At 41.5% G+C, this 15,230-nt stretch carries 13 protein-coding genes; 1 reads left to right on the top strand and 12 read right to left on the bottom strand.

What is annotated here, in order from left to right; genetic code table 11:
• Positions 1-52: 52 nt before the first annotated feature.
• The 10 genes from AC57BQ_RS13365 to AC57BQ_RS13320 form a co-directional block, all read right to left on the bottom strand.
• Entirely contained in the window at positions 53-1,336 is a 1,284-nt protein-coding gene (locus tag AC57BQ_RS13365; protein ID WP_496406746.1) for a hypothetical protein, read from the bottom strand.
• Positions 1,333-1,593, bottom strand: coding sequence for a hypothetical protein (locus tag AC57BQ_RS13360; protein WP_143013852.1), 261 nt, complete (start codon positions 1,591-1,593; stop codon positions 1,333-1,335). Before AC57BQ_RS13360 ends, AC57BQ_RS13365 begins: the two co-directional genes overlap by 4 nt.
• A 92-nt stretch (positions 1,594-1,685) precedes the next feature.
• The gene (locus AC57BQ_RS13355) at positions 1,686-2,273 is read right to left on the bottom strand and encodes a hypothetical protein (protein WP_496406745.1); all 588 of its coding nucleotides are present in this window, start codon (positions 2,271-2,273) and stop codon (positions 1,686-1,688) included.
• A gap of 164 nt (positions 2,274-2,437) precedes the next feature.
• A complete protein-coding gene (locus tag AC57BQ_RS13350; protein ID WP_496406744.1) occupies positions 2,438-3,646 on the bottom strand; it encodes a hypothetical protein in 1,209 nt (402 codons plus the stop codon).
• A gap of 110 nt (positions 3,647-3,756) precedes the next feature.
• Entirely contained in the window at positions 3,757-4,950 is a 1,194-nt protein-coding gene (locus AC57BQ_RS13345) for a head maturation protease, ClpP-related (protein WP_496406743.1), read from the bottom strand.
• Positions 4,951-5,401: 451 nt separating this feature from the next.
• Positions 5,402-5,632 (bottom strand): hypothetical protein, encoded by a 231-nt coding sequence (locus AC57BQ_RS13340; protein ID WP_090466360.1) that lies wholly within the window; start codon positions 5,630-5,632, stop codon positions 5,402-5,404.
• Positions 5,633-5,737: 105 nt separating this feature from the next.
• Complete coding sequence (locus AC57BQ_RS13335) at positions 5,738-8,059, bottom strand: hypothetical protein (protein WP_496406742.1); 2,322 nt, start codon at positions 8,057-8,059, stop codon at positions 5,738-5,740.
• Between the two features lie 256 nt (positions 8,060-8,315).
• Positions 8,316-8,594 (bottom strand): hypothetical protein, encoded by a 279-nt coding sequence (locus AC57BQ_RS13330; RefSeq protein ID WP_496406741.1) that lies wholly within the window; start codon positions 8,592-8,594, stop codon positions 8,316-8,318.
• 80 nt (positions 8,595-8,674) lie between these two features.
• On the bottom strand, positions 8,675-9,181 hold the full coding sequence (locus tag AC57BQ_RS13325) for a hypothetical protein (protein WP_496406740.1): 507 nt from the start codon (positions 9,179-9,181) through the stop codon (positions 8,675-8,677).
• A 795-nt stretch (positions 9,182-9,976) separates the two neighbouring features.
• A complete protein-coding gene (locus AC57BQ_RS13320; protein ID WP_496406739.1) occupies positions 9,977-10,546 on the bottom strand; it encodes a hypothetical protein in 570 nt (189 codons plus the stop codon).
• A gap of 172 nt (positions 10,547-10,718) precedes the next feature.
• Here AC57BQ_RS13320 and AC57BQ_RS13315 point away from each other — a divergent pair, with 172 nt between their 5' ends.
• The gene (locus AC57BQ_RS13315; protein WP_496406738.1) at positions 10,719-10,898 is read left to right on the top strand and encodes a hypothetical protein; all 180 of its coding nucleotides are present in this window, start codon (positions 10,719-10,721) and stop codon (positions 10,896-10,898) included.
• Here AC57BQ_RS13315 and AC57BQ_RS13310 read toward each other — a convergent pair.
• Positions 10,895-12,946, bottom strand: coding sequence for a hypothetical protein (locus tag AC57BQ_RS13310; protein WP_496406737.1), 2,052 nt, complete (start codon positions 12,944-12,946; stop codon positions 10,895-10,897). The genes AC57BQ_RS13315 and AC57BQ_RS13310 overlap by 4 nt on opposite strands.
• An 88-nt stretch (positions 12,947-13,034) precedes the next feature.
• The gene (locus AC57BQ_RS13305) at positions 13,035-15,158 is read right to left on the bottom strand and encodes a hypothetical protein (RefSeq protein ID WP_496406736.1); all 2,124 of its coding nucleotides are present in this window, start codon (positions 15,156-15,158) and stop codon (positions 13,035-13,037) included.
• Positions 15,159-15,230 lie beyond the last annotated feature (72 nt).

Raw genomic sequence — 15,230 nt, 5'->3', positions numbered from 1 at the left:
TTTGTTCATATTAATATTGTTAAAGTGTAACTATAATCCCCCTTGGAAAGGATTAAGGGCACATGGCTTCGGCTTCTGCCTGTTTAAACCCAAATGCATGCACCAGTGTCGCTATTTTGTTTTTTGATGGGATATTTGATAACAAAAGGTCATTGATACTGCTCCCTGCTTTAACCCCAATATTGTCATCAGCAATGATGGTTGGTACAGGTATAATATTCCAGTTATCGGTCGGATTAATATTGATATGGAAATGACTGAATAACTCAGAAAAAGTTTCGGAAAGCTCCAGCCTATCAGGCGAGGTATTATCATTAAATTCGATGATCGCCTCTTTTTTCTCACTGCCATTACTCAGTCCCGAAGATTTCTCGGAATTGATGAGTTCCTTTGGTACCGAAAAGCCTTTAATGATACGTGCCTCAACCGACCTTTCGGTAGTCTCAAACAGTTTATCATTATTTTGAATGGGGTAAGCTTTAAATTCCGGTTTTGTGCTTTCATCCTCGTACTCAATAACAATTATTTTTTGAGCACTTTTTGTCCCCTGAAAAGCTCCAAGATCTTTTTCCAGTTGCGATGGAGTGTTTATCCCACCATACTCATCTGCGTCTGGACGGCTATTATCGGCTTCTTCACGCCGGGCTTGCATAAATAGCATGGTTGAAGGCAAAAAGCCCGTGGTAACTTCGCGGTTATTAAAGATCTTGATACCGGCTTCGGTCTCAAAATCTTCCCAAACAGAATCGGCTTCAATTAAAGGGTAATCATCTACCTCGGGATTAAAATATAAAAGCTGTCCTTTATAATGCTCCCAGCCACCTGCATCGGCAACCTGTTGTGCGATTACTGCTGGATCTGGGTTGTATTTATCCAGGAAGATGATCTTGCTGCGCATGATGTTTTTCCAGGTCTTGCGCCCCCAGTCTGAATAAAGAGCGTATTTATCGGCAGTATCCGGGCAATCCGTGTCACCTATGCGTATATCTTCAAACTTTACGTAGTTTATTGATGATATTTTAAAGTTTGCATTGTAGTTTATGTGGATACCAAAGCCACTGAACAGGGCTTTATCAGTGGCTAAGGCTTTTAATAATTTAGCCAATGTCAGCCCCTTTTCATTCACAACTTGTTTGCTCAGGGTTTTTACTTCAAAACCATTTCCGGTTATGAATTTTGCTCTTTTGTTCCAGCAATCTTTTGCTGTTGGTGAGGCGGCAACCAGTTCCAGCATTCGCTGCGGATAGGCATTATCCAGGTCATAGTTTAGAATGCCATACGTCTGGTTGGGTCGTACCAATATTCTTCGCTCAATCTGAGGGAGATATGTTTTCATAAGCCTCCCTCACCCCCTGAAGGAGAAGTTAGCGAGCCAACTCCTTTTATTTTTTTGTTATTTGGTTTTTCTATTTCTTGTTCGTCCTTTTCGACTCCCCCTTCAGGAGCCTGGGGGGCAAACAAACTTATTATATGCGGATATCTTTCCATGTACCATTCCAATTCAGCATCTGTAAGAGAGTCATTATCATGCACTGCCGCGGAGCCCGGGGCGAACTGATGCTTGCCGGGCTTTAGGATATATTTTTTTGTCATAGGATCATTAGTCATTAGGTCATTAGTTGATGTTGATGAATTTTATGGTCATTAGCCATTTTATAATGACTAATGACCGAATGACGCAATGATTATGCGGCTACCAGAGCCTCTAATGCGGCAATGGTGCTGGCGTAAGTTGCTATGCCACTTTGCGGCGCAATAGATACCGCGCGTGGAGGATAGGGTTCTTTCAGCTTATCAGGGTTGGTAAGTTTTAACTTGTAACCCCCGTCCAATGTTTCATCGGCTGCATTGCGTTCCGCGTCGGTCAGGATCAATCCATTTACGGCTCCAAAAAGTTCGATGGCCGAATCGCTTGATTTGTAGTTGTTAACCGTGATGGCGCAAACCCTGCCGTAACCCATGGCGGTTAACTGTGTTTTGATATCAACAGACAGCCCGGCGATATTAAAATCAATCTCTTCTGTATAGCGCGGACCAACCTGTGTTTTGGCCAGTTTTGAGGTGGTACCAAAACTGTTGTTGGTTCCTTCAAACTTGTAAACTTTGGCTGCGCTAACCGCCGTTAAACCGGTAACGATAAGCGGATTGGTGATATCATAGGTGAGCGCGATATCATCCTGGTTAAAGATGTAAACTACATCCTCAATACCCGCTGTAATTGGGTCAGCCGTACCCAGCTTAAACCCCGCATTTATTTTATTATAAATTGACATGTATTTTAATTGTTGAATTATTGATTTAGTGAATTAGTGATGGGAGCTCATTATTGAATTATTGATTGGGTTTAGGTTTTTAATTATTGAAGTGGTGAATTGATATAGAGAGTTTTTTCATTCACTAATTCACTAAATCAATAATTCAGTAATTGCGCAGCCGCTTACGCGCTCAGGTAGAATAGCTCGTTGGCGAATTTGTAGTTTACGGCGGCTTTCATGCGGGCCTTCATGCGCACTACGTTGTCATTAGTGTAGGGTTTCATGTAAACGGTTGATAGTTCCGAAGCATCACCCAATAGATCCACTCCTAAGAACAAGTTTGACGAGCGTGCACCGAGGATGGTATTGGCTTGCCAGTGGTTCATCAATTGTAATGGTAAACCCAAGTAGTCCATCTTTTTAGGATCGGTGAAAGCGTTAAGCACATTAACCGCTTTATCAGCCTGTGCCTGTGCATAGGCGTAACCTACGTGTAATGGGATCTGTAGGTTAAAATCAGATTGGCTACGATCGGCTGGATCCAATTGTGCATAGATGCCGGCGAGTACGCCTAATACGTTGCTGGCATTGATGTAGCTAACAGTTGCCGCGGTTGATGTACCGGTGAAAGTAGCCGGTTTACGGGTGTTTACCTCGTTAAAGTTACGTACCAACTTGAAGCTTGTAGCGCTTACTACTTTAATGAAGTACGATTGTCCCTGTACGTTGATACCAGTAACTCCGTTGGTAGTATCCTTGCTGCTGCCGGTTACACCAGTAATAGTAACCACGTCGCCATCACGTAAAGAGGCTGTGCTGGCTACGGTTACTATACCTGATGCATCAATAGCGGTTGCCGCCATGGATGTGGCTGATTTGCCCAGATCAACTTTGTAAACTCCGGATGCGGCAGCTATGGTTGGTAATAAACCTGCGAAATCGGCAGTAAAGGCAGCTTCTTTGGTGGCACTTTTGCCTAACCAATACAGGCGCTCGTTAGCTATTTGTATTTTGGTTAAATAACGTTGCACCATAAAGTCAGACAGGTCAACAATGCCTTCATAGTCCATAAAAGCGCCCGGTTTCAAGGCTTGGGCTTCCCATGATTGAGCCAGCTTGTCCCATTGTTCCTGCTTCATGAATTCGTACACTACGGGATCAAGGTAGCTTTCAGTTTGCTGAGCGGTGGTACCCTGATCGGTGAACAGACCGGATGGGTTTTGTAGTACAACGTCGTCATCAACATCAAGTATAACCTTGCGCGATTTTACGTCGTTAATTACGGTGAGCAGGCCACGCTTTACGGAATCAGCTTCCAGCAGCGTGCTTGCCATGAACCCGGCCAGCGCTTCGCCGGCATAGGTGTTGTTAGTGAATGTAAATTGAGCCATTTGTTTTTTTAGAATATTGTTTGATTGTTAGTATGCAGTTTGCCGTAGGCAGTATGCAGTTATGAAGGGGTTAGGATTTGATGAGCTAACTGCAAACCGTTAACTGCCAACTATTTTGAAATTGCTTTTTTAACCGCGTTTTTAGCTATTTCGCTTTGTGGGGCGAAGAATGGGGTTGCCTCGGCTTTTGCTTTGTTGCTGCGTTTGGAGCCCTCGGGGGTAAAGGTCGATTTGATCTCGTTTTTAACTTCTACGCGTGTTTTTTGCAGGCTATTGTTGGCGGTTTCCAGGGCTGCTTTGGCTTCGCTCAGTAATGCGTTCTGAGCGTGCAGCCTGGCTTTTAGTTGTTGTACGCGATTCTCCATATCGACAGGTTTTTTTGATGATTTAAACTTGTCGTCGGGCAGGTCTTCATCATCCTCTCCGTCGCTGGCATCGGTTTCACACGGACTTACCTTTTGAACCTGACCTTTTTGTACGGCTATTTTTTTGCCGTCGGCAGTGGTGTAGGTGTCGGCGGGGGCAGGGGTGGTCAGGTCTTCGTCCTGGTACACTTCGGTGCCCTCGCCAATGTCGCCGGCGTGATGCAACGTGCCTTTGTCGGTAATGGTTTGCTTGTTTACCACTTTTTTGAAGAAGTTCATAATCTTATCTAAAACCGACGTGGTTTTCTCGATAAGTTCTTTGTTTTCGATGTTCATGTTGTTTTTATTGTTTAAGATTTTGTTAATGCATCGCTGGTAAACCGCGGGGGCGGTATCGGTGTATTTTTGGATGAGAGCACTGTTGGTAATGGGCGAGTTGTAATCATCAATGCGGTCAATAAAGCCCAGATCAAGGGCTTGGTCGGCAGTCATCCAGGTAACAGAATTAATGAGGCTGTTAACGGTAAGCCCATCCAACCCCGATTTATCCATGTAGATCTGTGCCAGGCGCGATTGTACTACATTGAGCATCTGCACATCTTTTAAAAGCTCATCGGCATTACCACCGGAGCCTACCATGGGTTTGTGGATCATGAGCAGGGCATATTTGCTCATCACCACCTGCTGGCCGCCCATGGCTACAACCGAAGCTGCTGAGGCGGCCAGCGCATCTATGTAAGTAATTACTCTGCCAGGATATTTTTTAAGCAAGTCATAAATGGCGATGGCATCAAACGCGCTGCCGCCTACCGAGCTGATGTGTACTTCCACATCTGCACCAGCGGCGGCCTCCAGTTGTTGCTGGATATAGGCTGATGATAAGGTGCCCGAACCTATGCAGTCGGTTTCGGTATCATGTAAATAAATTTTGTAACTCATTTGTTGGGATATTAGATGTGAGTATTGAGTATTGAGATTGTCTGAATCAGAATTCTCAGGATTTTAGAATGAACAGAATAATTTTGAAAATTCTTTAATTCAGTAAATTCTGATTCAGACAGTAGTCTTTGGAGGTGTGCCGGTATTAAAGGTGAAGCAGGTTTGCTAATGTGTTTAATATGCTGATTGGCATAAATCAAAGATCGTAGTTAGTTTTTATTTTGGTGGTGACAGTGTTTTGTCAGTGGGTGATTTTGTCTGAATGGTGGTTCAGACTAATTGATATTCAAATATCGGGACAATTATTTATCAGCGTGGTGACAGTAGTTTGTCAGTGGTTGTCTGAACCAGGATTTATTGGATTCGTTAGATTTTGGATTTTATCAGGATTGCGAGAATCGTGGCAATCCAAAAATCCTAAAGATCGTGGTTCAGACAAAATTCAGATACACTATTCCGAAAAGCAATTCAGCGCCCGCCAAATGGTACGCTCGTCTTTACTGAACTTGACTTCGGCCTCCAGTACCGCCTGGTTTTTGCTGATGCCGCGTGTTTGCATCTGGGCATCAACCCACAGGTAAATTTCGCGATAGGTAAATATTTTGGTAGTGATGAAACCGGCCTTGTACATGGCCGAAAATACGCCTTCATCAAACAGCGTGTTGGCAAGTTGGATGTTCATGTTTTTAGTATCAAGTAGTTAGTATCAAGTAGCAAGTATTTTAGGAATTAGTGGAGTATGTGCAATGAGAGTCTTGCTACTTGCTACTAACTACTTGCTACTTAATCAAAGGTTTACTCTGTTAACCGTTTGGGCCAGAATGTTTTGCTGGTTGTTGATGTCTTTAACATCTACATAAACGGATGGGAAGTTGTTAATCATCTGGTAGGCCAGGGTGTTGGCCAGCTCTTTTACATCGTTAACCGGCTGGTTGTAATAGCGGTTGGCATTGCCGCCGTCGGTAAATATGCCGCCTATGGCATAACCCCGACTGGTATTGGGCATCGAGAAATCCCTGCCGCCGTGTGCCACGTTGATGGCACTCACCAGGTTACGTGCCCAGGGATTGCGCATGGCTTCGGATACCACAATAGCTTCGCCCGAACGCAGGTAGGCGTTGGTATTATCAGTACGGCTATAACCGGGCAGCAGGGCACCGCGCCCGTCCGACTGGTAATGCAGACCTCCCTGGGCATATTGAGGCGGTTTTTGGGCCGCAATGGTGGCTACCTGTATAGCTGTGGAAGCGATAATGCCCGGGATAACAAAAGAAGCCAGGATACCCGCTTGCGAAGTAGCTTTGGTAACCGCCAATGCACCATTGATAACGGCCTGCAGTATGGATGCCTTTTGTTCGGATTTAAAGGCTTTTACCTTTTCGGCAGCTTCCTGCTTTTGGTATTTGGCTTCGATGGCCTGGCGTTGGGTGCCGGTGAGGCTTTTGTTGCTCAGTTCGGTAGCCTTGTCTTTTTCTAGCCCCTTTATTTTGGCGTCACTTTGACTTTTGATATTGTTTTGGAGGATGGAAAATGCCGCGTTGGCTACCTGTTGGGTGCTTTGCATGGCAAAATCCTGGCGCTGCTGCTCGTATTGCTGGGTAAGCTGGGTAATTTCCTGTTGTTTTTTTGTTTCCAGCTCTTTGATCTTATCGGCATTGCCGGCAGCCAGGGTTATTTCATAGTTATACTTATCGGTGATCAGTTGCTTTTCGGCATCCAGTTTTTGACCGGGGAAGATGGCTTTATCAACGTTCTTTTGGTCGTTTTCTATAGTCAATCTTTGTTGCTCGGCCTCATTAAACATGTCCTGCATGTGCTTTTTGGCTTCGTCAAAATCATTTTTATTAAAAAACTGTACCTTATCGCCAATGGCCAGGTGGAACTTGTCTTGCAGTTGCTCGGCCTGTTTATTATAATCGTCCTGGCTGATCAATTTTTTACTCAACTGATCATTTAACAAAGCCAGTTCGGTATCGTAATACTGCTTATCCAGTTCAATTTGTTTGGTAAAAGTGATGGATTTAGCTTCGAGTAAATCGGCGCTATGGGTTTGGGTAGGTTTTTTAACGCTGGCTTTTTTAAGTTTCGTAGGAGTTGCTATTTCCGTATTATTATCCTGAGCCATCATTTTTGCAATTTTGTTATTGCCTCCAGCAAATTTCACAAGGAAATCAATTTGATCTTTTAGTATTTTCTTATCTTGGTCTGCTTGGGCCTGTGCAAGATTTGCTCTATCTTTTATAGCTTTTCTAAGTGAACCAAATGTTGCACCTCTGCCGCCACCTTGTGCCGAAAAATTATCGGATACTGTGCCTGTGTTTGCTAATTCATGAGCTTTTGCATTATTTATCTTTTCTTTTTTTAAATCAAGGTCTAATATTTGTGCGCTAAGCTTCTCTATTTTAGCTTCGGCGGCTCTTGCTCTTGCATTTTCAAATATTGATTTAGTAAGTTCATCATAACTTTTTTTAGCATTACCGTTCAAAATACTTTCATCACTTATAGCTTTAAGATGTTCAGGAAATTCTTTTTTGAGCTCTTTTACGCTTTTAATTCTATCACTATAGCCGTTATTTACATCTGTAGCTGATTTATATAAAATTTGTAACCTGGTAATTTCTGAGGATGCCTCTTTGTTGGAATCCTTCATTACATCGTTTAGGTTTTTAAAGTTTAGAGCCATTGCATTCGTGGCGTCTTTTCCCATAAATAATGCTTTTGCAAAATTTATAATTTCGGGAAGGAAAGCAACTACGATGGACAAGCCACCAGTTAAAGCAACCTGCCATCCTTTAATTACATCTACAAAAAGATTAATTACACTTAGCCACGATGCGAAAGAATTAGAGGCTTTTGAAACTTTTTCATCAACCTTATCTCCGGTGGATATAAATTCCTGATTTTGGGTATTAAGTTTAGTTAGCGATTCGGTGTACTTAGACAAATTTCTATCTAAGTTATTTAGATTGTTTGAAAACGAATTAAATGGCTGTGAAAGGCTATTTATTGAATTACGCAAACTATCAAACGATTTGACATAGTTATCTATTTGTTTTTGTCCATCGTCACTTACAGTAACTTCAATGGATATTTTGTTATCATCTGCCATTTTTATAGGTTTAGTAAATAATTAATTGTTATGAAAATATTAAAATCAAAAGCGTTTAAGGACTTTGACAAACTAACATCGTTTGCTAATGATCTCAGACTTACAAAGGATGATATAGTAGTAATTACGCAAACCGAATATTGGATTGTTCTATGGTACTATGATGAGGAATAAGTAACATGGTATAGTTAATATCGAATGCTATGCATTATTCAAATTAGTTTACCTCTCAACCGGTGCATGTGTATAGAGTGCTTCAGCTGAGGGAAGCTAATTCTTTAAGAACGCTTTTGGGCTGCTGGCCAGATGCGGCAAGCTCCCTGTTTTGAGCATTCAATTTTACCATCGCGTCAACTACCTCAGGTAGTTTTTCGCCAATGGCCTTTAGCCCTGCCTGCAAGCCGTCGGCAAATTCAGGCAACTTACTATTTACTCCATTTATAGAATTTTTTAACGAGTCTAAAGCATCTTTGTACTTATTCGCTCTGGTAATGTCATCGTCGGTAATACCGGTATTGTTGTGTGGATTGGCCATAATAAATATAATGTTTTAGATGCCAATTGGCATATTTTACAACGAACATTTATTCATTGTATATGATTAGTATGAATTAATTATTGGAATTTATTTAAATCTTTCTCTACAATTATTTTCCAGCTTAAATAGAAATTATTATCTACAAACTCAAAATTCTGCGGCAATTTGTCAGGAATTGTATCATTTTTATTTACAACTTTCCAGTTGGGCTCTATGGAATAAATGTATTGTATAGTTTCCTTGTTTTTATAGATATAAGGTAAAAACTTATAATCTATATATGTCCCGATATAAGAGGATTTAGATTTTTCCAGACTATCATCTACAATTGTCTTTCCAGAAGAAATAAGTCTAAATTCAGACGAGGTCGTTGATTTTATTAACCTCAATAATTCTAATTTTGATACAGAAACATCACTCACAAAATACTTGTAAGCATAAACCTTATCACCTTTGTTAAAGCGATGATGTTTTAGTCTGTAATAATGGGCTTTAATTAGTTGAAGATTAAATAACGCTAAAGTAGATAGTAATATTAAAACTCCTACGACACTAAGTATGATATATTTCTTTTTGTTTGACATTGAAGGTTAGGTAAAGCAGTGATTTGAAATTTGCTAATTTTATTGGTAAATAAAAATAATAGTTTGAACAAATCAAATAGTGTTAATAATTATCGGGCATTTAGAAGTAAGAACATTAAGAGTACCTGTCGAAGTATAGAACATCATTTAAGGGCATATTCAAATTGCTAATGGAATTACGCAAACTATCGAATGATTTGACATAGTTATCAATTTGTTTTTGTCATTGTCACTTACAGTAACTTCAATGGATATTTTGTTATCATCTGCCATTTTTATAGGTTTAGTAAATAATTAATTGGATATGAAAATTTTGAAATCAAAGAGTTTTAGAGAACATGAGAGCTTAGCAGTTTTTGTAAACGAGCAAGAAATTAAAAAGGAAGACATTTTAATTATAACGATGAAAGAATATGGATTCTTCTTGTTTTATTATGCTGAAAAGTAACTGAAGTGTAAAGCGTATTTGCAACGAGTATCAATATAATATTGAACATGTGCCTATCAGCATAATGTAAAATGCACAATGACACGAGGTATATAAAGCGGACTAAGTGGACTCGTGTTGTCTAATAGTCACAGGTAGCTGACTTACAAGAAACAACCTTAGCTGACGCAGATATGTCGCATGTGTTTTCAATATCCAGGCTAAATCTATTCATTAGATACACTCACGACAGGCGTGCGCCAGCAGGGGGCCACTTTATTCTATTATGTAAAAAATGCTATTTGGCATATTCGTATTTGTGAAAAATCATTCTAATGTATTGAGTTGTATTATAAATCTTCGATTTATTACTTCGTTTGTTTAGTTATACTTTTGATCTGAAAATTAAGTTCAGGTGAAGAAAATATATTTCTTTCATCGTAATTATTGCCGTGAAAGTTAATCTTGCCTATTTCATCTTTTTCGAATGAACCGTTTACAAAAACCGAATCGCCAGCTAACAACTCTTTCAGTTGATTTTTAACAGTAGTGTCGCTTAATGAAACTTTTGAATGTAATATGATAATTTTGTATTCAGATGGATCTTCATATTTGCCCATCTTTTTTGAAATATTTAAAGTAACATCAATATAATCGAGCAATTTGTCAACAGAAATTTCATGAACAACGGCAGGCCATTGCTTAATATCATCATGCAGACTATCCGTAATGAATTTTATTAATTCAGTTTTTCCGTTTTCAAGCGCCTCGGTCTTTTTTATATCGTTTGACTCATAAAAATAAAGAGAATCAGCCGTATTGAACTTTTTAATTAATGCCAGTTGCGTAGCCGGTCGGTTATCCGTTATTTTATTTTCTGGTGCCGAATTACATCCCGCAATAATAAGTGAAAGTAGAAGTAGGTTAGAAATTTTCATGCTTTAAAACGGCTTAGGTTTTATTAATTTGTTTGCTAATTATTTTAGTAAAAATAAGCAATAGAATAATTAATTGCAAATAATAATTAAAGTTGTGGATAATAGTATCGTAGCCCAGGCCAAAACCTGTAACAAAATATCAGCTTCATCATCCTATTGAAAAATCACCTGTATGATCGTCTTAAAATCCGATTACTTTAGTAGCCATGAGCGCCTTACCCGCTTTATAAATGAAAATCACACCAAACGCGAGGATATATTGGTTATTACCCAGGATCATCTGGGCATGTTCACTATGTTTTTTTACGGAGATGACTCCGTGGAGGAAATAACACACGGTATATTTTCTTAACCCAGTTTCACCAATTCTACTTTGGTTGGCTGCCCGCTGCGCCAGCTGTCAATTTTGTTGATGTAGTAATAGCAGCCATCCTGCTCCAGGTAAACGGGGATGAGGAGATTGAGCTCCAGGATATCGCGCGGAGTCAGTAGGAAGTAGCGCACCACTTTTTTGGTTTGCTGCAGTATTTTTTCCAGTTCGGGGTAATAGGCTATCCGCAGATCTTCCCACAGTAGGCTGTGCTCGCCGCCGGGTTTATAAAAATAGGGTACAGATATGATATCGTTCACCGTAATGTGGTTACTACCATCGGTAAAGGTAACTGATGGGGCGCCGTTTTGCTTGCGCAGGTCGATTTTCTGATCTATCAATAAACGCGGCTGTGTGCTGATGCTGAAATCAACGGCATCGGCATCCTGCGAGGTATCTATCTTTAATATCTGCGCCATGTTACCGCCAATGTAGGATCGGTTGAGGGTAGGGGCAAACTGGCTCTCGAACAGGGTAGTAGTTAATGGCAGGGTTTTATCGGCCACATTGATCTGCGAGTTGCCGAAGTTTTTGGGTAAAATGGCGTCATCCTCCTTATAGGTAATGGTGTTTACCTGGGCGTAATTACCCAGCTGAAAGGAAACGGTTTTACCCTGGTCAACACATTTACTTGTCCAGTTTGCGGCTACAGGTATATTATTCACAATATCGCGGAAGGACGAAAAAGTAACCATACGCGTGGTGTTGTTGGTTTGGCAAATAATACCAAAACGCTGCAGGGTATCTTTCAGCAGATCCTTCTGGGTAATATCCGGGAAAATGCGCTCGCACTGGACATCCTGCCCGAATAATACGTCCTGATTATCAGCCTTAATGGTTAACTCCGTAGTCGCTGGCATGGTAAACCGGGAACCTGTATAACCTTTAAATTCATACCCTACATGCAGCTGCCCTCCTATAGGTAACTCCGCATCGGCTGAGAGGGTTGTTGGTTCCGTAGTGTTTTTATGAGCGAAAAGATTAAAAAAGCCCGATTGCTTATCGATAACAATATCATTTTTCAGATCAAAATTCTGGGTAGCCAGAGTTACCTCGCCATTTGCAGGATCGGTGTAAATGATATTGATATCCAGGTTTGAGGCATAATCGCCAACAAACTTACCATAGAAATAAAAGGAAGGTATTTTTACCGTAATAGTAACTTTAGTAACCGCCTTTGCGATATACCTGCCCGCCGATGCCTGGTAATTTTGATCGCTGTTGATTACGTTTTTAAAAACAACCGTCCCGATATTGTTCTGTACCCCGGGATGTGATACATTCAAATCATCACCCAATGACGCATTTACGCCAAGGGTTGTTGAGTTTTGATAATCGGTACCGTGCTCAAAATTATCATTGGCAAACTGTACGATAAGTTTATCATACATGGGTTGCCTCAATAGAAACGAGCTTTGATCAATCTTGTAACCTGCTGTTTGTGCGAATAGTTCGATAGCTGTTTTCAGGAAAAAGCCTGGTCGCTGGTAGCGAACATCAACTTGAGGATTATTTAAAAAATCGGTAGCTATTCTTCCGTAATCAACCACTGGCCATATATAGCCGCTGGTGTTGTTTTGCGAATGGGCCACCGTATTCAAATCCCATATATGCTGATACGGTAAAAAGGCGCTTTGCTTGCCTATATCGGTAGTGGTATCGCCCATGTCATAGATATTCACATCCAGCGCGTCGAAGAAATCAACATTGCCGCTGAGAACCGTGATACTGGCCGTATCCTGTTCAATCAGATTAAGCTGAGCGATAGCCGAAGGAATAATCTCCAGTCCGTCCTGTATGATCCGGGCATCGTAATTATCATAGGGTAGATTAGTGGTAAACGTTACATCATCCGGAAAACCCAGGATCTGCCGGTTGCGCTGTGTTAAAGGCAGCTTAAACTGGTTGCTGGTATTACCCTGCTGGTTCTTCACCTCCGCCAGGTTATTGATCTGGAAGGTGAGCGCAATGGGGCTGTCGTCACTAAGGTCGACCAGTTGATTATTGAGGTATAGTTGTATCTGGTTCATGTTAAGTATAAAGTCGGGAGTCTTAAGTACGAAGTCGTTATCATAAAATCAAGTCTCAGAACTCATGACTTACGACTAAAGACTTACACTACTGCGTTTGAATATTAATAGATGGCATATTGAAGGTTACGCTGAATGGCGCCTGGCCATTACGGGTTTCGTACTCGCTGTAGGTTGCGGTATTGATCACGATGGTTTGCCATTTTACCGGATTTTTGTTCAGCAGCATCTGCACCTTGGGCGAGTACTTGATGGATTGCAGGCCCTTGATATCATTAACCGAAAGATCCTCGGCCATTACCTTCATTTTTTGTCCGGCTGTTTTGCTGATCACCTGTTCAATACCTTCCTGGTTTTCCCAATCGCTTACAAAGTTTTTAATGATTACGGCGTTCTGTACGTCCAAACTTAATTCCTGATTAAAAACAAAACGATAGTATTCCCAGGCTCCGCTTAATCCTATCCAGCGCAGGTAAACGGAATTATCGTCAACCGCATCGTCAATCCTGATGGTTTGGGTTTGGGTAACGGTATGGGTAATGTCCTGATCGTCCTTATATTTGAGGACAAGGTTCATATAGAAAGCCTCCCGCGGGAAGCTGCCGCTAATGCGCAGGCGGTTAAGCCCCAGCTGAGCGGCTAAAGGCGTGTTTACCTGAGTCTGATCGGCAATGATAAATGAACTGCCATCTTCATTCAATAACCAGGAACCATCCTCGTTAAGCAGGTAGCTGGTCTGTTGCCCGCCGGCAAGTGGGTTACGGTTAATATCCAGTAAGGTGAGCTCCGCGTATAGCTGTAGCCCCAGCAGATCTTCACTGTAAATAAATCCGATATCAAAGGGATAGCCGATGGAATAGGCCGGTTCTGCAAAGTCAGTTACCCATCGGGCCAGGAGCGCAGGGTTGCTCATTGTTTTAAATGGTACATAAGCTGCCAGGTTACCACCATAACGCTCGCCCAATTGTTTGGCCGTATACATTACATAAAAAGGGTAGGGTAAGGGTATAAATGCCGATGTAAAACCCTCCACTGTTCCGTCATCATAATGCTCGGCGTATTCAATTTGATAGCTGGCGCTCAGATTGTCGTCCCTGAAATTGGTCAGCGTAAAATCGCTGTTATCAACCGGGCGCAGTAAGCTCTGCAAAAAATTCGACAGGTCGGCTTTAATAATCCCTTCATTGTTTGGTCTGTTGGTGGCGGTGATAGTGTTTTGGCGGCCGGTAAGCTTATCCTGATAGGTAATGCGCGTAATGACGTTGTAATACGGTCGCATGCTGTTAATGTTGATATACCCGGCCGCATTGCCATTAAATGGGGTGGTAATAGTAATTTCGTTATTGTTACCGGCTTTATCAACTACATATACACCTTGATATATGCCGGCATTCACATATACCTTGTCGCCGGTAACAACTTTGTATTTGCCCGTTTTAGAATCAAGCAAGGCAGTATTTACAGCTATTTTGGCGTACCCCTTTTCGTTGTCTTGTGTGATGCTGATGATGCCAAAATCTTTACGCTGATAGGTAAATACAATTGGATTGAAAGCCGCGTTCCAACGGGATATATTGCCTCCGCCCAGGTTTACCGAGGGATCATCGATCAATAAACCTGATGTGGTTGGTATAGTAGTAAAAGCCTGGGCTGTGCAGCTCAGTGGGTTACTGTCTTTTACCATGGGTTGTACCAAGCCTCCGCTTAGGCCTGTAAAAGTAGGCGATAACTGCCAGGAAGCACCTGAATTATTACTGTACTGTATAGGAGCATAGCTTGATGACGCATTAATCTTGATCTGCGCGTCGGCAGCACCCACGGCCGATTCCGATTTATCAACGTTAACATAATTGATCTTCAGATCGCACACCGCCGGATTCGTTGGTGGAGGCCCATCTCCCGGTTGTAATGAAACTATCGAAAAAGTGGTATAAGTACTGGAAATGGGATCACCTTGCGGACTATAATGGCTTTCGCGCAGCACCCCGCTATATATTTTTACGGACTGACCGGGTACAGTAACGGTTTCGGTACTGGAATAGCCATCTGTGTTAATCTGGTAGGTTACCACGCAATTATTGCCATTGGTATATTGCCCCGTCGTGGTATCAATAATGGATATCAATACATCGGCAGTATCAATCTCGCCTCCGTTTTGATCAGGGTAAGTACTTACCCAGTTAGTTTCTTCTATTATAGCTAAAATGCCCATCTTGGTGGTTAATTATTGAGTTATTGAATTAGTGAATTATTGAATTAGGAAGTAATGAGTTGCGATGTTGAA

This window comes from Mucilaginibacter sp. BGA-UO-ETr-C110 (genome assembly GCF_059567985.1).
This window is presented reverse-complemented; position numbering and strand designations above follow the sequence as displayed.